Below are 21,032 nucleotides of genomic sequence, written 5' to 3' on the forward strand. Positions count from 1 at the left end.
AAGTGGTCAACTAACAGGAGGAATAAAACGAAGATGGAACGATTTCTACGTAATAAGAAGAAAACAACTCTCATCGATTTGAGCTCTCAACTCCACAATCAAACGAGTTCTTTTGAAATTAATCCCCATCATATCACTTATTCTCTACACAAAGATGCAGTTACCCTCTCTCAAAAACTTTTGGATATAGATGAATCTTATTGGCCGAATGGAGAAGGATGGGCTATTGAAGAAGTTACCTTATCTACTCATGCAGGTACACATATCGATGCTCCCTATCACTATGGTCCAACAACAAATGGTTCTCCTGCAAAAACGATCGACCAAGTACCATTACGCTGGTGTTTTGGTAATGGAGTTGTGCTAGATATGACCCATAAATCTGCTGGTGAAGGAATTGATGATGAAGATATAAAAAAAGAACTTGACCGAATTCAATATCATCTACAGCCATTTGATATTGTCTTGATCCATACAGGGGCTTCCAAATATTTTAGTCAACCTAAATATGATTTAAAACATGCAGGATTAGTAAGGTCCGCTACAGAATATCTTGTTGATCAAGGGATTCGTCTGATCGGTATTGATGCATGGGGATTGGATCGACCTTTTGACATAATGGCAAAAGAAGCAAAAGAAGGAAAAACGCAATTTTGGGAATCTCACCTTCTAGGCAGAGAAAAAGAATACTTACAGATCGAAAAACTTTGCAACCTTGATCAATTGCCAGAACCATTTGGCTTCACCATCTGTGCATTTCCAGTCAACATTGCAGGAGCAAGCGCTGGTTGGAGTCGTGTAGTCGCTATCATAGAAGAAGCTTAACTCCTACTAGACAAAGGAGAGATTCATATGTATAAGACAGTTGGTATTTATAAAAATATATCGGATTCCAAACAGTTCGAAAAATATTATATGGAAGAAGTTATGCCACGATTGATCACTTTCCCTGGCGTGATCAAAATGAAAGTAACAAATCTACTCAACAGCACGAGAGAAAAATCACCGAGTTTTGACGGTATTCAATTCATCATCGAAACCCATTACGAGACAATCGATGATTTACGAAAAATAGTGGATACACCAGAAGGAAAAGAGATCGTAAAAGTGATACTGGGGAATGTCCATGGACAATGTGGTACATATGTTGGAGAGGGTAAATCATTTATAAAAAAGGAAAACATACAACCTAGGGAATAGCTCCCTAGGTCTTTTCTATTCTAAGTTTCTCCATTAAGTCCGCAAAAGCTTCAGGTGCTTCGGTTTTACATTCAATCCGCTCTCCTGTACGAGGATGGGTAAACCCAAGAACTTCTGCATGTAAAGCTTGCCCTTCAAATCCATACTTATTTTTCACAGGACCATATAAGGGGTCACCAATCAAAGGGTGGCCAATCGATTTCATATGAACACGAATTTGATGTGTTCGACCTGTTTCCAGTTTACATTCTACATAAGTAGCTTTTGGGAAACGTTCAATCACAGAAAAATGAGTGACAGCATGTTTCCCATTACGGTGTTCTACTGCCATTCGCTTCCGTTCTTTTGGATCTCTTCCGATTGGCGCATCAATCAATCCACGTTCATGTTGTATAACTCCATGAACAATGGCGAGATATAGCCGTGTAATGCTATGTTCCTTCAATTGCTCGACAAGTGAGTGATGAGCTAAATCATTTTTGGCTACCATAAGCAAACCAGATGTATCTTTATCAATACGATGCACGATACCTGGACGAGCAACCCCACCTATACCTGATAGATCATTCTTACAATGATGCAGCAAGGCATTTACCAAGGTACCACTTGCATGTCCTGGCGCAGGATGAACTACCATTCCACGCGGCTTATTTACTACCAATAAATCTTCGTCTTCATAACATATCGTCAATGGAATATTCTCAGGAAGAATATCCAAATCTTCTACCTCTGGTACATCTATTTCTATTTTTTCACCGACTTTTACTCGATAGCTTTCTTTTTTCACTTTCCCATTGACAAAAACCCGACTCGAAGAGATCCAATCCTGTACCCTTACCCGTGACCACTCAGGTTCAAGTCCTGCAATTGCTTTATCCAATCTCTCTCCTGCCATATCTTCTGTGATTATCACTAGATGCATATCCATTTAAGCATCTCCAACTGATGATTTGTATTGTTCTTTTTTGGCATCCAGTAGATTGGCGAGTAAAAATAAAACTACTCCTACACATATCGCAGAATCAGCTACATTGAAGATAGGAAAATGGTAAGCGCCAAATTGGAAATGAAAAAAGTCCACTACTTCTCCAGTGCGAACACGGTCCAAAAAGTTACCTATTGCTCCACCAAGTACAAAAGACAATGCTGTTTTGGTAAGCACCGTTTCTTTTTTCATCTTCATCATAAAGACAATGATGGCAATGACTACACAACTGGTCACCACAATAAATAGCCACGTCTGATTTTGTAAGATCCCAAAAGCAGCACCTCTATTACGGTGAGAAGTAATATAAAAGAAGTCAGATATCACCGAAATGGACTGATACAGTTCCATATGATTTACAATCCACCATTTACTTAATTGATCGAGCGCAATGATTAGAATAGATATGAGAAAAAAAAGATACACAAAACTCCCCCGTTCCAGTTATTCTTTTCCGATTGTAGCATAAGGAGACGGCGGAGGAAACGAAAACGACGATTTGACTGCCCAAAATGCACTGCAAGGATGAGACTTTACTCTAAATCCCCATCCACTTCTTTAGCTTTTCGGTAGTATGCTTCATTATGAACAATTTCTGGCATACCTTCGTTATGCCCAGTGATATCCGTGATCGCAAAACCCTCAATCAAATCTACGTATCCTTGAGGTTCGTCATTATCTTCCGTGAGTTCATCATAAGATGTTCCATCTTGGAAAAAGTCAGGAGGATTGGAAGTTCCAAAACGTTCCACGGATTGCCATGCATCTTCTCCATCAAAACCATTGTAATCATTATTATCCTTATAACTGTGGGTTACTGAGTGTTCCAACACTTCTTCTTCGATCGGACGATTGTCCACTACTTGAGAATGGGTATGATGTTCCTTACAAGTAGTAGTCCATGGAATTGCCTCTAACCTTTCAAAGGGGATTTCTTGGTGACATACTTCGCATTTTCCATATTCACCTGACTCTATTCGATTCAATGCTCGATTTACTTCCTCGATATGATGTTGATCTGCATCTTGAAGAGCTAAATCTTTCCCTCTTTCAAATAGCTCTGATCCTATATCACCTGGATGATTATCATAACCCGATAATTCTCCAACCGAATCATTCATCCCCGTTTCTAGCCCATAATCATGATTTTGTTCCAACCTATGCTCAAAATCTCGTTTTTCATTGATCAGCATTTGTTCTAGAGTAGCTAATTGTTGTTGATCCATTGATAAACCTCCACACTTTTTTTGTTAGCATCTCCAAAAACAGAAAAAAGTAATTCTTATCTAGAAATGAATGGGAGAAAAAATAATACGATATCTATTGTTAAACGAGACGACCGCTAAACCATTTGGTTTAGCGGTCGCTGCCCTCAGATGAGGATTTATCTATCTTTCATTGGGTTGTTGGTATTTCATCTTTTTTTACTTCTTCAGCCGCCCAACAACCAGAGCAATACCTGTGTATCCTGGGCGAATTCCCTTCGTCTCAACAAGATACATTTGGAAATGAACTGGAAGTCGAGTGAAATAGCCATGGACTTCTTCGGCTGTAAACCTCCCGAGTGGAATACTCACACCATTTGGCGTGAGAAAATCTTCCGATTCCAGCATGACAGCTGTGGCAAAAGAGTAAAAATTATTGTATATTATTTTCCAATAATTTATTTCGTGATAAACTCCATATTTCTCGTTTTTATGGTGGCAGTAACGAGAGCAGCCGATGTACAAGTTTTCACTCATACATCGGCTACTAGATCACGCCTCGATTTTTGTTTTTTCTATATGGTGTTTGCTTTCCACCAATGGAGGCGGAGTCCTTCGCAGATGGCGAAAGGCCAAAACATAAGCAACGGCGAAACAGGGAGACATCAGGAGCCATGTAAGGCGATAACCAAACGTCTCACCCATCACCCCACCTAGAGCGGACAAGCATGCTCCGAAATCGTAGATGGTATAAAAAATTGCTGATGCCAGAGCTTTTCGACTTTCAGGGACAAACTGAATGGCTAGAGAGAAGACACAGGCAGTCAGGCAGCTCAATCCCAACCCGTTCGCAATCGCGGCGAGATAGAAGAAAAAAGGCCCATTGCCCATACTCAGACAGATCACTCCTACCGCAAAGCAACCTAGTGAAATGGTTACAAAAAGGAGCCTCTCTGAGCGGTCTACCTTTTTCCCGATCAGCATTCGAGCGAACATGATCACGATTGAATTGACCATCAGGTACATCCAATCATGACCTTCCAATCCGATTTCTTTCGAAAAAGGTTGAATATATGTAGTCACTGCTGCCGTGTAAACCGTGACAGATGCCATGATCGATGCAAAAGGCAGGATGACCTTGATGACATCTCTCATCTTCATGTGCTCTTCTAGCCCTACAGCAGAAATTTCACCTGTCTCGTGAACGACTACTTCTACTCGTCTCACAAAAGCAAGCAAAATAAAGGCAAGCGATGTCAGCCCAATGCCCGCAAAAAACACAAGCATCAGTTGACCATGATCTGCCATGTACAAACTTGTACCTGACAGAAGCGTCATCCCTAGGTTACCTACAGCACTGAAGTAGGAATGACCTTCGGCACTTCTCGTCGCTGGAACAATGCGAGTAAGATATCCACTCACAGGAGGAATAGACATCCCATAAGCAATTCCATGGAACACTCGACAAAGCACCATTTGATCTCCTGTCTCCACCAAGGCATATCCAACAAAGGACAATACCATGAGGCCAACAGAGATCAACCCAATGAACTTGTATCCATACCGATCACTCAAATAACCTGAGATCGGCCGGAAGATAATGACAGGCACAATAAAAATACCAACCGCTAGATTGGCTTGTTCCTGCCCATGAATTTCCTCCGCAAAAAGCGGGATGATAGGTGCAATCGAGTAAAATGCCCCTATCAAAGAGAAGTTGATGACTAGCATCATCAAATACTCTCTAGTACACAGCCTTACCTTTGTTTCTTGGCTCTTAGCCATGACACTCTTTCTATGTATATAGGCGTATGGACTATTCTGATTTTAAACGATACCTATCCTTTTGAAAAGCATTGATCTGTACAATCTTTACAATGCACGCAGCCCTGCCCATTCTGTACGAATGGACAGGGCTGTGAATGATATCCCTATGCCTTTTTAAGGGAGAAGAAGGTGTCCCAAAGACAGCCTGTTCCTCTCCAGCTCCTGCTTCAGATCAGGAAGCAACTTTGTTTTCTTGTCTGCAACCACGATGATGTCATAATCCCCAGCCAGCCTCCCTCCTTCGATCACCAGGTTGTTTTCGTTTACGGTGATCTTGGAGATGCCCGAAATACCACTAGACACACGGAATCCAATGGCTTCTGAAACGTCAGGTTCCAGTGTCTTCGGAATTACGGTGAGGAACGCAATTCCGTCGGACACAGAAATCTCAGATCCGATTTTCTCAGTCGGCGTTCCATCCATGACACTGACTTGGAACTTAGCACCCGAAGCAGTAAAGGTCGGCATTTGTGCTCTTTCTCCAATAGGAATAACTCTAGTACATTATAACTTTACCGAACGAAAGTGATCGATCTTTTTGTTTCCTTTTATTGAACCTTATCCAGAATAGATTGGTAAACATCCTTGCCATTGCCATGAATATGTTCCACTTCATCTTGGATTAGACTTGCTATATATTGTTTTTCTTCTTCATATAAATCTGCTTCTTGATCTGCTAACCTCTCTTGCAAATAAGAGATGATTTCCAGATGATGAATATCATTGGTAGTTTGTTCCTGCAAATCTTGATTAAGGATATTTGCTTTTTCTTTTTCCAATTTATCTGCAAGTAGATTCATTTCTTCTAAGGAAAATATCATGTAAGCGCACCCCCAATAAGTTGACGATAGTATAAACGATATCCAAATAAACCATACATCGGACAAAAATCAACCCCATCCGTTCTATTTAATGGACAGGGCTGAAGGCATAACAAGCAAATATTAAGTTCCAATTTCCTTCTCATAACTATAAAAAGGTACATCCCGACGTGGAAAAAACACCTTTCCAACTTCCTCATAACCAAAGTTTTCATACAGTCCCCGCGCTACTTCATTTTCTTCATAAGCATCTAATCGTATGGAAGTATAACCATGTTTTTCAGCATATTCATCAGCAAAATTCATCAATGCTTTGCCTGTACCTTCCCCTTGGAAGTCCAAATGTACTACTAGACGATGTAGATACAGAGCCCTTCCTTTGTCTACACTCCAGTCCACATCTTTATGTTCCGGTTCTTTTTCATCATTCAAGACAATAGAACCAAGAATGTCATCCCCTTTGACAGCAACATACAGGTCCCCTGCTTTTATATCCTCTTGTAACATCTGGATACTTGGATCATTATGGTCCCATTGATAGATGTCATTTTCTTCAAGATCACGTCTAGCGATGATATACATTTCTGCAATTTTTGTTAGATCATCCATTGTTCCTTTTCGAATATCCATTTGTTGCTGCTACTAAAAACATAGAAAAACATCCCTATGCTAGAGTTTTCCTGCTTCTACGTGTCCTGTCTCGCCACAAAACTCGCTACTACAGTTTGCTATAACACTCCACAGGCGTAAATTCCCATGTAGCCCACGGTACAGATCTGTTCTCTCGTTAGGGGAGAAGAACATATTCGCTTGCTTGCATCAAATTGATGGCTGCATTGTGATCCCGATCGATGCTTTGTCTACAATGTTCACATTGAAACACACGTTCCGAGAGGGATAATTTCACTTTTTTTATGCCACAATGCGAACACAATTTGCTAGAGGGATAGTACATTGCCACTTCCCTTAGTTCGATTCCCATTTTGCGACATGCATTTCTCAACTTTTGTTTGAAATCATAAAATCCCTGATCGGAAATCGACTTCGATAAATGCCGATTTTTCTTCATTCCTTGGACATTGAGCTTCTCGATGGTGATGAATGCGGGCTTGATTTTCGCAATCACACTCACCACCCATGCACGATAGGCATCCCTCATGCGAGCAAGTCGTTGATGGACCTTTTGAATTTGGAGGATGTTTTTAGCTATGTTGCTTCCTTTTTTTGTAGCAGGTTTTTCACCTCGCTTTTTTTGGAATTCGTACTTACGAGATAGCGCTCGCTGTACTCGTTTCAAGCGTTTCTCTGTACGTTTGATGATGGAAGTCTTATGGATGTTCCCAAAAACTTGCTCCCGATTGGTAATAGCAAAATCTTTGATTCCCAGATCGATTCCCATCCCATCAGAATGACAGTTCGCTTTATATTTTTTCCGTGTCTTCTCGTAAACAGTGGAGAACAGAAACATAGAAACGATTGGCTTTCTGTTCGATGGTACAACTAGAAGCTGTTTCTTGGGTAGGGAGGTAACCTTTTTCTTTCAGTCGAACCCAACCCAAAGTGGGGGGTTTGATACGATGACGCTCTATTTCCAGATCCCTTGGATTGTTTTTTGGAAAGTACAGTTTCACGGTTTGAGCATGTTTCTTTTTGAACTGTGGTTTTCCTGCTGTTTTCTGGAGGTAACGTTGAAAGGCTGTTTCTGCATTCACTAAGCTTTTCTTTCTCGCTTTGCTTCCTGCTTATTTCTACTTTGTCTATGTTTTTGGGAACAGTTGAGACCTCCTTTCCATAATAATATTTTATAGTTAACGATAATAAGTGTAAAAGTTTGTAAGTATGGATTCTTCTTACTAAGATTGCTTCATCCTTATATATTATCCATTAGCAATGTTCAACATGAATCATAGAAAGAAATACTCCATGATATTCACTTATTCAGCACCTTAAGGCTTCCATAAAAAATACCCAGATTGATTATTTTATCAAAGAACATAAAAAAGAAAGTCCTCTGATGAACTTTCTCTTCTTCTCTCTATTCTATTCTTCATTATTCTACTGAAGATTTATATCCAGCAACTTACGCTCATCTACTTCTTCATATTGGTTACTTGAATTAGCCTTGAACCTCTTTTGTTTTCCCAAAAACATATTCATTTCTCCAGGAGAATTTTCTTCCATCAATTTCATAAGCTCATGCCCTTCCGGAGAAGCAAAAATATCAAAAATGGCTTCCTGAGATTCGAAATGAGTCTCTATGATTAATTGAGTCCCTTCTAATCCTTCGGATAGCTTATCACTTAGAACCACAACACTTGTTACATCTGTATACAAAACACCAGGTAACTCATGTACACGAGGAAAAACTACATTAAGATAGAACTCCTTAAATCGTTCAGGATCATCTATATTTTTAAATATAGAAATGGTTTTTATCATCTCTCTTATCTCCCCTCATCTCTAAAAACAAAGATGTTTAGTTTCCTTTAAATTTTTCACTTCTGAGTATTGCAAACACTTACATCGGATAAAAAAACAAATTTCTTGAAATTAATACTATTAATACTAGTTATAACATTGCTCCTCTTTTATTTCAATAATATTCCTCCTAACTAAAAAAAGCCGCTATAAGCGACTTTTTTCAACTAACTATACCTCTACATCTGCAGCATAATTTTCCTCTACAATGGATGCACATCTATCACAGAGGGTTGAATGATGATCATGCTGTCCAACAGTAGGTGAAATGATCCAACAACGTTCACATTTCTCACCAGATGCAGGGCTTACTTCTACTTGAATATCCTCTAAGTCCCCTGAGACAGGATGAATCTCTACATCCGAGACAATAAACATGTCTTTTAATTGTGGGATTTGATTCAATAGGGTAGCAGCCTCAAAACCAGGTGTGATTGCCACTTTCGCGCCTAACGAATTACCAATTGTTTTTGCAGTGCGTGCTTCTTCTAGTGACTTTAAAACGATATTCCGAAGATCGAGGAATCGATCCCATTTTCGCTCCAATGTTTCATCAATCAGATCGCCATTTACAACAGGGAAATCCGTCAATTGAACACTGGCTTCCTTTTCACCAGGAATGTGTTCCCACACTTCATCCGTTGTATGCGGGATGATTGGAGCCAGTAATTTTACTAGTGTTAGTAATAGATCGTATAAAACTGTTTGGGTAGATCTACGATCAAGAGAATTCGGAGCATCCACATACAACCTATCCTTACGTACATCCAAATAAAATTGAGATAGAAATACAGTACAAAATTGATGTATTTGCGAATAGACTTGGATGAATTCATAGCTTTCGTAGCCTTTGGTAACCCGTTCTACTAGCCCTTGCAATTTAATAAGCACAAATTTCTCTAGCTCATCCATTTGATCCACAGATACACGATGCTTAGCCGGGTCAAAGTCTGCTAAGTTTCCAAGCAAGAAACGGAATGTATTGCGTAGTTTTCGATATACTTCCGCAGTCTGCTTTAAGATTTCATCAGAAACTCGGAAATCAGCTTGGTAGTCAGATGAAGCTACCCAAAGGCGAAGAATATCTGCCCCATACTGTTTTGTTACTTTAGCAGGGTCGACTGTATTCCCTAGTGATTTGGACATTTTACGCCCTTCCCCATCCAAAGTAAATCCATGACTCAACACTTGTTTATATGGAGCTTGCCCTGTAGTTGCTACTGCTGTAGATAGGGAAGAATTAAACCAACCACGGTATTGATCAGAGCCTTCGAGATACAAATCGGCAGGCCATACTGTCTCTGATCGTTTGGTCAATACAGAACGATGACTGCTGCCAGAATCAAACCAAACATCCATTGTATCTGTCTCTTTTCGGAAATGAGTACCGCTGCATTCTGTACAAACTTGATCAGGAGGCATCAATTCGGATGTGTCTTTCTTATACCAAGTATTTGAACCCTCATCCGCAAACAAGTTCGCGATAAAATCAATGGTTTCTGTATTGATATGAGGATGATTACAGGATGTACAATAAAAGATTGGCAATGGAACTCCCCATACACGTTGTCGCGAAATGCACCAATCTCCACGATCTGCGATCATGTTGGAAAGTCTAACTTCTCCCCAATGCGGAGTCCATTTTACTTGTTTTATTTGCTCCAACATCTCTTTACGGAATCCATCAATGGAAGCAAACCATTGTTCCGTAGCTCGATAAATAATTGGTTTTTTTGTTCTCCAATCATGCGGATACGAGTGTGTGATAAAAGATAATTTGAGCAATGCGCCAACTTTTTCTAATTTCTCTGTAACCTTTTTATTGCCATCTTCATAGTAGAGCCCTTCGAAACCTGGCGCTTGGTTGGTAAATTTACCTTTTTCATCGATAGGAGAAAGAACATCCAATCCATACTTTTGACCGATCCAAAAATCTTCTTCTCCATGTCCTGGAGCGGTATGCACGCAGCCTGTACCAGCATCCAAAGTTACATGATCACCAAATACGATAGGGCTTTGCCGATCATAAAACGGATGACGACATACAACACCTTTTAGCTCTTTGCCTTTCCAACTCGAAACAATTTGATATTGATCAGCTTCTATGATCTCCATTACAGATGGTACCAATTCAGTAGCTAGTACTAGTTTTCTACTTCCGGTATCTACTAGACTGTAAGAGAAATCTTCATTCAAAGAGATAGCCATATTAGCAGGGATTGTCCAAGGTGTAGTCGTCCAAATAAGTACTTCGCTATCTTCTGGAAGAACATTTTGATTTTCGACAACAGGGAATGCCACATAGATAGATGCAGATCGTTTATCATAATATTCGATTTCGGCTTCCGCAAGTGCTGATTCCGATGTTGGTGACCAATAAATAGCCTTCATTCCACGATAAACATGCCCTTTTTCAACCATATCGCCAAATAACCGAATTTGCTCAGCTTCGTATTCTGGCTTCAATGTGATATAAGGATCATCCCAGTCCCCACGCACTCCCAAACGTTGAAACTGCTCTTTTTGCCTCTCTACGAAAGAGAGCGCATATTCTTTACATAGCTCACGAAAAGTCGCAACATCGACTGATCTACGATCCACCTTTTTCTTTGTCACAATAGCATGCTCGATTGGCAATCCATGAGTATCCCATCCAGGTATATAAGGAGCATCAAACCCTGCCAGAGATTTATAACGAACGATAAAATCTTTTAATATTTTATTTAGAGCATGACCAATATGAAGATCTCCATTGGCATAAGGTGGTCCATCATGCAAGATAAATTTTGGAGCACCTTGGCGTTTTTCAAGTACACGCTGATAAATATTTTCTTGTTTCCAACGCTGTTGACGTTCCGGTTCTTTGTTTGGTAAATTCCCTCTCATTGGAAATGCAGTTTTTGGAAGCTGAAGTGTTTTACTATAATCGGCCATATTCCCAATCCTTTACAATAAAATAAAAAACCCCCTCAATCCCATAGGACGAGAAGGTTCTCGTGGTACCACCCAAATTCACAGTGAGAAATAATTATCACTGCCTCATAACTCGTTAACGAGAGTTAAACGTTTCACCTTACTTTTCTATTTTGGGAAGTTCAGGCGATCAGTTCTTGGGTGATATAGCATAGAATCTCTTTACTAGGCTTGCACCATCCCTAGATCGCTGATGAAAGAGAACTTCTAACTACTTGTCCCAATCTAAACCTTTAACTATTAAAACATCGCTTTTTTCTTTAATTTACGTGAAGTTCTGCGAAGTTCACGGCGAGGTTCTTCTTCCTCTTCCATATAAGAGACAGCGACTTCATCCATTACTAATGCATCATCATCATCAAATTCATGTTGTATGGTTGGTAAAGTTTGATCGATCATATAATCTTGATTATCTTCTACTTCTGACAATTCTTCAAGTTGTTTATCATGCTCGTCTAACCCTTGCTCAATTTCTTCTAAAGCACCCCAGTCAGAGTTATCTAAGATATCCAAATGAGACTGCACTAGAGTACGGAAACGTGTACGGTATATGGTAGCTTTTTGTTTTAAATCAAGCAGCTCGGTATGTATTGCTCGAGCTTTGGTAAGAGCTTCGTTGATAATACGATCTGCATTTTTTTCCGCTTCTTGTACAATAAGTTCTGCTTCTTTTTTTGCGTTAAGACGAACTTCGTCTGCTACTTCTTGTGCAACCCTTATCGACTTATGGATGCTTTGTTCCATCGAGGTAAGCGCGGCTGCTGTAGGTTGCAGCGATTGCATAGATGTATCAGCAGCAAAGCGAGATGGGGTCTGTTGAACTGGAACTTCTTGAACTGGTGGTTGTTGTTGTGAACTAGCGTACATGGACTCGCCTTCCATCACTCTCTCTAATTCAGCTTGCAACTCTTCCACTTGTTGTTCCAATTCCATTTTTTCCCTAATTATCAAATCATAATCTCTAATAATCTGATCTAGGAAATCATTAACCTCATCGACATCATAACCACGAAAAGAGCGTTTAAACTCTTTGCTGTGAATCTCAGTCGTCGTTAGCATGAATGCACCTCCAAATTAACTGCATGCTCTAGATTTAGTTCCGATCACCAGACAGATGGTAGCCATATCTAGGAATTTATAAGTTAAGATACAAGAGAAATTCACTTGTAATCACAACCTACCTCCTGAATGGTCTATCGCATGCCTTCCTATTCGACAATATTACCAGATATCCTGCTTATTTGCCACCATACCGAGTAGAAATAACTGGAAAAAGCTATGGGTTACGCAAAAAGCGGATGGGAAGTTTCCCTTTTTTTGTCGCTTCTTGCACTTCATTCAGTCGAATTCTACCATATCCTCTTATCGATATGACATCACCAGATGTGACAATATAGTCAGGACGGTCTATCTTTTGCCAGTTTACTTTGCACTTCCCAAGCTTCACCATGTCTGTAGACTTTGATCTAGAAACTCGACAAATACTTGCGATGACAGTATCCAAGCGTAAAGAAGAGACTACCGTCTGTTGTTCTAATCCCTTTTGCTGTTCGATCCAAAGTTGATCACGAACAATCTCCGAAATGATAATCCCCTTTCTTCCGACTTTTGTCAAGTTACCCATCACATAATCTTTCATTTCAGCTGCTATGACAATGTCTGCACCAGAAGGTTTTGGCAAAATATCCCCTATCATTAAACGTTTCATTCCTAATCCTAACAGTGATCCCAGTACTTCCCTGTGTTCAAGTGGAACCTCACTTTGAAGAGATATATACCACAGAGAAAAAGAGTATTCATCAGGCATTAAATAATCTGGATAAAGGCATGCACGACACCTCTCCGCACCGTTATAACCACCATCTTTTCCCATATAAATATCTTTATTTTCTCTTTTGACAAGGGTAGACAGAATATACTGTTCTCTTGGGTCTAAAAACGGTGTAACAATTTCTTGATGTCTTACAGATACTTGATAAATCCAATCTAATCCGCGTTCAATAAATGCATGTTCTTCCCTGCGAAAATGTGTTAAAAGTTGGTTATCTTTCATGATGTGCTCCTAAAGAAGAGAAACAATCCAAATCCATATAGCAAAGACACCTTGTTGTACAAAGCGAATTGCAATGATTGCTACGATTGGAGAGAAGTCGATCATTGCAATTGGCGGGATGAACCGCCGAAAAATACTCAAGTAAGGCTCTACTATTTTCCCAATACCAATGCCAATTGGAGAATCTTTAGCTTGAGGGACCCAAGACATTAGGATGTAAATAATAAGCAGAATCTGAAAGATGTAAAAAGCCCATCCAATAATACTAGGTACAAGTTCTTCTAATAAATTCATGGCTTAAAGTCACCTCAACTAAGAATTAAAAAGTATCGTCGTTCATTATCTCTGTAATCGTTCCTTGTACATCGACATTTGCTGGGGTACAAATGAAAATATGATCTCCTACCCGTTGAATGGAACCGCCTAAGGCATAGACTGTACCACTTAAAAAATCAATGACTCGTTTGGCTTGGTCTCGTCTTACTCGATGTAAGTTTACTACAACTGGACGATGACTTTTTAAGTTATCTGCAATTTCTTGTGTCTCTTCAAATACACGAGGCTCGATCAAGATCAAGCGGATATTTTTTTGTGTATGTAAGGACACAATATTGCTTTTGCCCTTTGGATTATTATTAGCTTCTTTTTCCAAATCAATCTCTTCAAACTGTTCGTCATCGTCATTCATTCCAAAAAAATTCATAAATCTACCCATATTTATCATTCCTCTCCTCCCTATCGGGCGTTTAAGAGCTTGTCCCCACTAAAATAGAACCAAGTCGCACAAAAGTAGCACCTTCTTCAATCGCTATCTCAAAGTCTTGCGACATGCCCATTGATAAATGAGGAACAGCAATATGCTGGCGCTGTAACTCTTTTTGTAAACGTCTTAACTCCCGAAATACGGGTCGGACTTCTTCGCGATTGGGAGTATTTGGTGCCATTGTCATCAGGCCCGCAAGCTCAATATGAGAGAAATTCGCCATTGACCTTGCAAAATCATTTAATTCGACAGGAGAAATTCCAAATTTTGTTTTTTCACCTGACACATTCACTTGTATAAAGCATTTTATTTTACTATCCAGATTTGCACAACGCTTGTCCAGTTCAGCAGCAAGCTGCAAACTTTCTAATGCATGTAAGTACTCAAACCGACCTACAATTTCTTTTGCTTTATTGCGTTGAAGATGACCTATAAAATGCCAAATCCCCTTATCACCTAGTTGATTCCATTTTGGAACTGCTTGTTGTACTCGACTTTCGCCAATATGAAAACATCCCGCATCCAAGACTTGTTTGGTTATTTCAGCGTCTACATACTTTGTGACGGCTATCACTTGAACTTCTTCACGAAGACGTCCAGCACGTAAGCAGGCTTGTTCAATACGATATTGTACTTCAGCAATCCTTTCCGAGATATTTGCCATCTACCTTACCCCTTCTTCTTCCCAATAAACGCAACCATTCTCCCTGCGCTATTCGCCTCTCTACGATGAGAAAAAAATAGAGTATCGTCACATTGGGTGCATCGTTCACTTACCAAAATTTGATGTTCTTTTATGCCTTCCATCATTAACAATTGGCGATTGGCTTTTTTCAGATCTAATTGATAACGATCTGTTCCTTTTTTTTGCAAAATAGATTGGTCATATGCATCTGGTAATAGACGGTGAAGCGGTTCCATTACACGATCGTCTATTTCATAACAGCAATATCCAATCGCAGGTCCAATTACTACCAATATCTGCTTCTTATCTGCTCCTAACGTCATAAATTTTTCAATCATGCTCACACCGATATTTGCTACAGTACCTTTCCATCCTGCGTGAGCAACCCCAATCGCATCTATGTCAGGGCAATAAAAAAGAAGAGGAACACAATCTGCATAAAAAGAGGCTAGCAATATATCAGACTCATCGGTAATAAGTCCATCTGTGTCAACAAACGCAGAATCTCGTGTTTCTCTACCCTTTCCGCGACCTGATTTTTCGACTATTTCGATATGATCCATATGAACTTGTTCGCCACAAGTCCAACTCTCAAAAGGAAAAGATAAAGAATCTGTCAAGCCTCTACGATTGGTCACTACTTGTTTTGGATCGTCCCCAACATGCAAAGCATAATTGCGATTCTGTTCTGTTCGAGTGCTCATGCCAACAACTAAATGTGGATATTTAGATTCCCAAGATGCTACTTTTAAATAGGGATGATTTTTACTATATAATACAAATGGTTCCATGCAGATAGCCTCCTATGCTTATCTTAACATTTCAAAAGAGACTACACCAAAATAAAAAAGTGATTCCTATTAAGGAATCTTGTTATTTTTGTGTATACGAATCCATTTCTTGGTATCTGTTACCTAAACGAACCAATATAACATCCGAACCTATCTTCACAATTTGATCCCATGGTATCACCACTTCTTGACCACTAGACAGCCAACTAAAAAGCTTTTGTTCCGTTGGAACCACTATTGCTTTAATTAATCCTTGTTTTAAATCCATTTCTAAATCTTGAATCTGTCCCAATTTCTTCCCATCAGCAATATTAACCACATCTTTGGCTTGTAACTCCGAAATTTTCATCATATCCGCAACCCCTATTCACAACCGATATGTTCTCAGTATATGAAGGGATACGACAGTTGACCACTTCTCTATCAAAATCACAAAACCAGCATTATCTATAAAGTATATTCATTTGGGAAAATAATACATATGAAATCTGATTTTCTATATTAATATATCCCATTGATAGAATAATCTAATCATTTTATAATATTTTTATGAAAAAGAAAACAACAGAACGCATATAGTGACAAAATCAAGGGAAAGCATTCTTTTATGAAAACGATAGAACAATGGCGGCAACAAGCAGAAACTGGAGATACAAATGCAATGTGTGAATTAGGTGAGCTTCTTCTATATGGTATGAAAATTCCTAAAAATAGAAAAAAGGAGAGTATCGGCTAAGAAAAGCTGCCGAAGCAAAATATATATGGACAATGTTGGATTTAGGCGAGCGATGAGATCACTAGGTGGACGATACCTTTTTGGTGAAGGAATAGAGCAAGATGAGTTAAAAGGGGAATTATGGTTGCTTAGGGCTCATAAAGAATTGAATTCTGCTGCAATCCAAGACTTGGATCGGATATATGGACCTGATTATCGATATCCTTATCACGACGCTAAAGAATATGAATACGAAATAGATATGCGTATTGAGGAGTTATTAGATGAACTAGGGAACTAATACTATCATTTAATATATAAAGAAAAATAACTGATCTTTCACTTGTCGTGCAACTTTCGTCTTGTGAGGATACTCTTTATCAAAATGGAAGGACTCATGATTAAAAATCACGAGTCCTTATTTTCACTGCCATTCATTTATCGTTATTTCTCTTTTTCTGGTGAAACGAAGAGTATCAGATAATACACATACTTTCCTTCATCTATTTGTTTCTTTTATTATCCAATAAACCTGGTAGAGCCATGCATGCTGGTACCATCATTGGAAGAAAGATAAAAGTAAGAACAAGTAGCCCAACAATGACTGAGATCGCCAGTTCGATCAGCAATATCAGTCCTGAAGGCATAAGTGTTGCAAATGTACCCCCTAGGATAACCATAGCTGATATAATAACTCCTCCTACGCTTTTTGCTGCTTGTGTAATTGCTTCTCTGTGATCCAATTCACCGTATTCCTTGTAACGCATCATCAAAAATATACTGTAATCCACACCAACAGCTACGATGATGACAAAAGCGAAAAATGGGACAAAAGAGGATACTCCACCCACACCCAATATATACAGAGTATACAACTTTACGGCTCCCATCCCCACGTAATAGGATGCAATCAGCGAAATAATAATATATACTGCTGGCCAAAAAGCACGAATAACCAACACCAATACCAAAAATACACTGACGATAACAATCACAGAAGTACTTTTAAAAGAATCTAACTGGGATTTGTTCATATCATAAGTGTTAGACGTTGGTCCTGCTGCTCCATGTAAAGATCCCTTTAATATAGAACCATCTAAATCATTATCCAGCACTTCGTTGATTTCCTTAATAATATCAAGAGCTTCAGGAGAATAGGGATCTTTATTCAGAACAACCATCAGTTGAGTAGTGGTTCGATTTTGAGACATAAAAGCATCTGCTGCACGCTGAAAGGATTTGTCTTGGAGCGCTTCACTTGGAATAAAAAAGGTTTTTGTTGTACCCATTTGTGTTAGGAAGTCTCCTGTAGTTTTTAAACCTGTTGATATATCTCCCAGCCCTGTACTACTTTTTTGCAGTCCTGTTTTTAGATTCGACAATCCACCTGACATCTTGTTTAGACCAGTATTTAACTGTACTTGTCCTTTTTGAATCTTGTCTAATGCCATATTTAGTTTCGTTAAATTGGCAGCCAGCTCTTTCCCTCCCGAAGAACCTTGTTTCAAACCTTTGGAAAGTTGAACAGCTCCATTTTCAAGTTCTTTTAATCCATTTACAATCTGATTCTGTGCAAGCACCAGTTGTTTCAAACCTGCTGATGTACTGGCAAAAGAAGAATTTAATTGTTTATAATTTTTCTGAAGGGTAGTAAATCCATTAGTAGTAGAAGCTAATGCAGTAGCTAATTGTTGTCCCATCGTTTTCAACTTCACATAATCGGCATCTTCATTTAGCTCACTGTGACTTTGACCAAGGGTTCCAATCAAATCATTCATGGTAGAAAGGGTACTTTGAATACTTGGAAGACCACCAACAAGTTTGTCGTATCCACCTTGTGCGGATGTATAACCCTGCTGAATCTGTGTAAGTCCTCCTGAAACTTTTGCTGTCTGAGAAGCAATGTTAGCAAGCCCTTGATGCAGTTTACTAATACCAACTTGAATTTCCTGTGCTCCACTTGCCCCGCTACTCATTCCCGAACTAACCTTATTCATTGCAAAAGCAATTTGTTCATACCCGCTTTGCAGTTGAGCTGTTCCATCTGCAAGTTTGTTTACTTCAGAGAAATCTGCGCCTTTAAGACCATCTTGCATTTTATCAAGACCATTCTTAATACTGTTAACGCCATCCCTAGAAGCTGAAATGCCTTTCGTTACTTCTGCTGACTGTGTGCGAATGTAAAACTGATCAATTGGTTTCCCTTGAGGTTGGGTGATACTCCGAACAGATTGGACACCTGAAATACCTTTAATCGAGTTTGTAATGGTATCAATGACCCCTAAAGCATCATTGTTCTCCATTGACTCTTTGTGTTTGATTACAACTGTTGTAGGCAAAGCCATACCACGGCTGAAATGATCTGCAACGATACCAAATCCTTTGGTAGAAGGATAATCGTCTCCAAGCTCTTCAATTTGGTCAAAAGATAGTTTTTGACCACTTGTCATAAACACAGGAACCAAACATACTGCAATCACAAGTAGTGTGATAATTGGACGCTTGATGGAGAAAGAAGCCAAACCTCCTATTATTCGACTATCATTGTGGTCACTGATCTTCTTAGAAGGCCAAAACAACTTAGCACCTAAAACTTTCATAAAAAAAGGTGTGAGAGTGACGATTTCAAGCAATAGAATAATGGTTCCAATCGCTACTACATTGGCAGATTTGTAGATCCCAAAATCAGAAAAGCTCAAGCACGCAAATGCGATAAAAACAGTCGCTATGCTATATAAGATCGTTTTACCAGCTGTTCGATATGTATCCATTATCGCTTGATTGGTTGTTTTGCCATGAGCAAGTTCTTCTTTAAAGCGATTGAACAGTAAGATATTATAATCCGTTCCAATACCAAACAAAATCAAAACTAACATCATTTGGGTCAAACTGGTTACCGGAAAATTAAGCTTATCGATTGCTTGCGCTGCAATGCCCATCGAAACAAGATAAGATACACCAACTGTAAACAATGAAATGAGGGGAATAACAACAGAACGAAACATGACAATAAGCACGATCAGGATAAAAAGAACTGTCAATATCGCACTTTTTTCCACGCCTTCAATTGATGCCTTTAAATAATCATTCGAGATAAAACTTTCACCTGTAAGGTAATACGCTACATCAAGATCCTTCAGTTCCGTTGTAAATTGTTTTAGAACATCATCAACTTTTCGGTCTCCTAAATGCAGCGTAAAGTTAACCATTAGGGTCGTATTGTCTTTCGAGATGAGTGTATCTTTCAGGGCTGGCGTAGAAATTGGATCAAGCATGTCTGTAATACCGAGCTTCTGTTGATTTGTCTTCAAAGATTGAACGGCCGATTGGATATTGCTCATATCTGTATTTGTCAATCCATTTTTATTATAAAACACAATAAGATTACTCGAACCTTCAGACTTACTCATTTCCTTTAGCAGATCACTCGCAACTACAGAGGGACTGCTTTTGGGAACAGTTTCTTGACCGCGTTCTTCCATGATGTCATTAATATTTGGTTGAATAATAGTTAGCACTAGTGTCATGACTAGCCAAATAATAAGTAATGGCCAGCGCCAACTTATAATTTTTTTCATACTCACTTCACCTTCTGGATTGTTTTAATTCTTCTAAACGGTTGCTAATTCCAATGCTATGAATCGAAATGAGTCGATCAATAAGAAAGGAAAATATTTCATGTTCCTCATATTGATCAATAATAAAAACCAGTCCATCAATCAAAGTAGTCGCAAGCACCTTGATTTCTGCTAGCTCAAACTGACTTAGTTGCTCTATTGGCTTAGCAAGTGAAAATGTCTGAAGCAATAATTTTTCTGTAAACTCTATCATCTCTAACTTGAGCCCTTCATACTTAGAGCCTTGACTTTTACACATCATCAGCCTCAATCTTGGTCCAGTTGTCTTTAGAAGTGTGACATAAGTGGTACTCACTTGTTCCAAAAATGCAACGATGGCAGTTTCGTCTTGATTGGAGTAGAGATCCACTGTTTGGAGATATTCCTTGGTATATGTGCTGTATTTTGCGTAGACAGAACCGATGATATGGTCAAACAGTTCCTCCTTTCCACTAAAGTACCGATAAATATTTCCTGTACTTATTTGTGCAGCAGCTGAAATCCGACGCATCGATGCTTCAAGGTATCCATGCTCACTAAATTCTTCAAAAGCTGCTTTCACAATGGCATTACGAACTTCTTCTTTCAGTTTTTTCATTAGTGAACACCCGTTTACTATTGGATAGACCAATTATAAACTAAAATTTTTTTCTTTCCACTTCCTACATAAGAACTTTTTAAAAACATTTCTCTCCTATACCAAAATTTCTTTTACCACTCAAAATCAACGACTTATCATTCAGGTTTGTAGTATCTTTTTCTATCAGTGAAAAAGATCTCTTTGTGGTCTATTAAGGGTAAGTGGATATTTTTAAATGCATTGGACAAGAACTGGATTAATCACTTATATTTCATAGTATTCAAATAATGAAGTGCCGAAAAAAAAGAACCGTTCCTAAAAAGGGGGAAGGTTCTTTTC

25 protein-coding genes and 1 other annotated feature are annotated in these 21,032 nt (G+C 39.0%); of the genes, 4 read left to right on the plus strand and 21 right to left on the minus strand.

Annotation, left to right across the window (positions count from 1 at the left end):
• The first annotated feature begins 33 nt into the window (after positions 1–33).
• A complete protein-coding gene (locus A3GQ_RS0111225; RefSeq protein WP_028777124.1) occupies positions 34–825 on the plus strand; it encodes a cyclase family protein in 792 nt (263 codons plus the stop codon).
• Between the two features lie 27 nt (positions 826–852).
• Positions 853–1,200 (plus strand): EthD domain-containing protein, encoded by a 348-nt coding sequence (locus A3GQ_RS0111230; protein WP_028777125.1) that lies wholly within the window; start codon positions 853–855, stop codon positions 1,198–1,200.
• Positions 1,201–1,204: 4 nt separating this feature from the next.
• On the opposite strand, the gene A3GQ_RS0111235 is transcribed toward A3GQ_RS0111230, so the two are convergent.
• From A3GQ_RS0111235 to A3GQ_RS0111320, 19 genes are all read right to left on the minus strand, one after another.
• A complete protein-coding gene (locus tag A3GQ_RS0111235; protein ID WP_028777126.1) occupies positions 1,205–2,128 on the minus strand; it encodes an RluA family pseudouridine synthase in 924 nt (307 codons plus the stop codon).
• Positions 2,129–2,611, minus strand: a complete 483-nt coding sequence (gene lspA, locus A3GQ_RS0111240) for a signal peptidase II (protein WP_028777127.1) — start codon at positions 2,609–2,611, stop codon at positions 2,129–2,131.
• 107 nt (positions 2,612–2,718) lie between these two features.
• Positions 2,719–3,411, minus strand: coding sequence for a TraR/DksA C4-type zinc finger protein (locus A3GQ_RS0111245; protein WP_028777128.1), 693 nt, complete (start codon positions 3,409–3,411; stop codon positions 2,719–2,721).
• A 198-nt stretch (positions 3,412–3,609) separates the two neighbouring features.
• A complete protein-coding gene (locus tag A3GQ_RS0111250; protein ID WP_028777129.1) occupies positions 3,610–3,927 on the minus strand; it encodes a hypothetical protein in 318 nt (105 codons plus the stop codon).
• A 15-nt stretch (positions 3,928–3,942) separates the two neighbouring features.
• A complete protein-coding gene (locus tag A3GQ_RS0111255; RefSeq protein WP_083964202.1) occupies positions 3,943–5,175 on the minus strand; it encodes an MFS transporter in 1,233 nt (410 codons plus the stop codon).
• A gap of 156 nt (positions 5,176–5,331) precedes the next feature.
• A complete protein-coding gene (locus A3GQ_RS0111260) occupies positions 5,332–5,685 on the minus strand; it encodes a hypothetical protein (protein WP_028777131.1) in 354 nt (117 codons plus the stop codon).
• A gap of 80 nt (positions 5,686–5,765) precedes the next feature.
• Positions 5,766–6,038, minus strand: a complete 273-nt coding sequence (locus tag A3GQ_RS0111265; protein ID WP_028777132.1) for a hypothetical protein — start codon at positions 6,036–6,038, stop codon at positions 5,766–5,768.
• A 123-nt stretch (positions 6,039–6,161) separates the two neighbouring features.
• Positions 6,162–6,668, minus strand: coding sequence for a GNAT family N-acetyltransferase (locus A3GQ_RS0111270; RefSeq protein ID WP_028777133.1), 507 nt, complete (start codon positions 6,666–6,668; stop codon positions 6,162–6,164).
• A 157-nt stretch (positions 6,669–6,825) separates the two neighbouring features.
• On the minus strand, positions 6,826–7,437 hold the full coding sequence (locus tag A3GQ_RS25695) for an RNA-guided endonuclease InsQ/TnpB family protein (protein WP_051271627.1): 612 nt from the start codon (positions 7,435–7,437) through the stop codon (positions 6,826–6,828).
• 22 nt (positions 7,438–7,459) lie between these two features.
• Positions 7,460–7,750, minus strand: coding sequence for a hypothetical protein (locus A3GQ_RS28025; RefSeq protein WP_051271630.1), 291 nt, complete (start codon positions 7,748–7,750; stop codon positions 7,460–7,462).
• A gap of 343 nt (positions 7,751–8,093) precedes the next feature.
• Positions 8,094–8,477, minus strand: coding sequence for an EthD domain-containing protein (locus tag A3GQ_RS0111280; protein ID WP_028777134.1), 384 nt, complete (start codon positions 8,475–8,477; stop codon positions 8,094–8,096).
• Positions 8,478–8,687: 210 nt separating this feature from the next.
• Entirely contained in the window at positions 8,688–11,450 is a 2,763-nt protein-coding gene (ileS, locus tag A3GQ_RS0111285) for an isoleucine--tRNA ligase (protein WP_037464673.1), read from the minus strand.
• Between the two features lie 41 nt (positions 11,451–11,491).
• Positions 11,492–11,726: a binding site (T-box leader), on the minus strand.
• Positions 11,727–11,729: 3 nt separating this feature from the next.
• Positions 11,730–12,548, minus strand: a complete 819-nt coding sequence (locus tag A3GQ_RS24185; RefSeq protein WP_051271633.1) for a DivIVA domain-containing protein — start codon at positions 12,546–12,548, stop codon at positions 11,730–11,732.
• A gap of 217 nt (positions 12,549–12,765) precedes the next feature.
• A complete protein-coding gene (locus tag A3GQ_RS0111295; RefSeq protein WP_037464675.1) occupies positions 12,766–13,542 on the minus strand; it encodes a YlmH family RNA-binding protein in 777 nt (258 codons plus the stop codon).
• Between the two features lie 9 nt (positions 13,543–13,551).
• Positions 13,552–13,836, minus strand: a complete 285-nt coding sequence (locus A3GQ_RS0111300; protein WP_037464679.1) for a YggT family protein — start codon at positions 13,834–13,836, stop codon at positions 13,552–13,554.
• Between the two features lie 25 nt (positions 13,837–13,861).
• The gene (locus tag A3GQ_RS0111305; protein WP_028777138.1) at positions 13,862–14,266 is read right to left on the minus strand and encodes a cell division protein SepF; all 405 of its coding nucleotides are present in this window, start codon (positions 14,264–14,266) and stop codon (positions 13,862–13,864) included.
• A 22-nt stretch (positions 14,267–14,288) separates the two neighbouring features.
• Positions 14,289–14,969 carry a YggS family pyridoxal phosphate-dependent enzyme gene (locus A3GQ_RS0111310; protein WP_028777139.1) on the minus strand — a complete coding sequence of 227 codons (681 nt, stop codon included), beginning with the start codon at positions 14,967–14,969 and terminating at the stop codon, positions 14,289–14,291.
• 5 nt (positions 14,970–14,974) lie between these two features.
• Positions 14,975–15,781: a peptidoglycan editing factor PgeF gene (gene pgeF / locus A3GQ_RS0111315; RefSeq protein ID WP_028777140.1), complete on the minus strand. Its 807-nt coding sequence runs from the start codon at positions 15,779–15,781 to the stop codon at positions 14,975–14,977.
• A gap of 82 nt (positions 15,782–15,863) precedes the next feature.
• Positions 15,864–16,130: a YlmC/YmxH family sporulation protein gene (locus A3GQ_RS0111320; RefSeq protein ID WP_028777141.1), complete on the minus strand. Its 267-nt coding sequence runs from the start codon at positions 16,128–16,130 to the stop codon at positions 15,864–15,866.
• Positions 16,131–16,388: 258 nt separating this feature from the next.
• Between A3GQ_RS0111320 and A3GQ_RS28230 the strand changes: the two genes are divergently transcribed.
• Both A3GQ_RS28230 and A3GQ_RS0111330 read left to right on the plus strand, forming a co-directional pair.
• Positions 16,389–16,517, plus strand: coding sequence for a hypothetical protein (locus tag A3GQ_RS28230; RefSeq protein WP_281170822.1), 129 nt, complete (start codon positions 16,389–16,391; stop codon positions 16,515–16,517).
• A gap of 52 nt (positions 16,518–16,569) precedes the next feature.
• Complete coding sequence (locus A3GQ_RS0111330) at positions 16,570–16,797, plus strand: hypothetical protein (protein ID WP_028777142.1); 228 nt, start codon at positions 16,570–16,572, stop codon at positions 16,795–16,797.
• Positions 16,798–16,999: 202 nt separating this feature from the next.
• On the opposite strand, the gene A3GQ_RS0111335 is transcribed toward A3GQ_RS0111330, so the two are convergent.
• Together A3GQ_RS0111335 and A3GQ_RS0111340 are read right to left on the minus strand one after the other, a co-directional pair.
• Positions 17,000–20,074: an MMPL family transporter gene (locus A3GQ_RS0111335; protein ID WP_028777143.1), complete on the minus strand. Its 3,075-nt coding sequence runs from the start codon at positions 20,072–20,074 to the stop codon at positions 17,000–17,002.
• Between the two features lie 7 nt (positions 20,075–20,081).
• Positions 20,082–20,711, minus strand: coding sequence for a TetR/AcrR family transcriptional regulator (locus A3GQ_RS0111340; RefSeq protein WP_028777144.1), 630 nt, complete (start codon positions 20,709–20,711; stop codon positions 20,082–20,084).
• Positions 20,712–21,032: the final 321 nt, after the last annotated feature.

Source organism: Shimazuella kribbensis DSM 45090, assembly GCF_000428065.1.
Taxonomy (GTDB): domain Bacteria; phylum Bacillota; class Bacilli; order Thermoactinomycetales; family Thermoactinomycetaceae; genus Shimazuella; species Shimazuella kribbensis.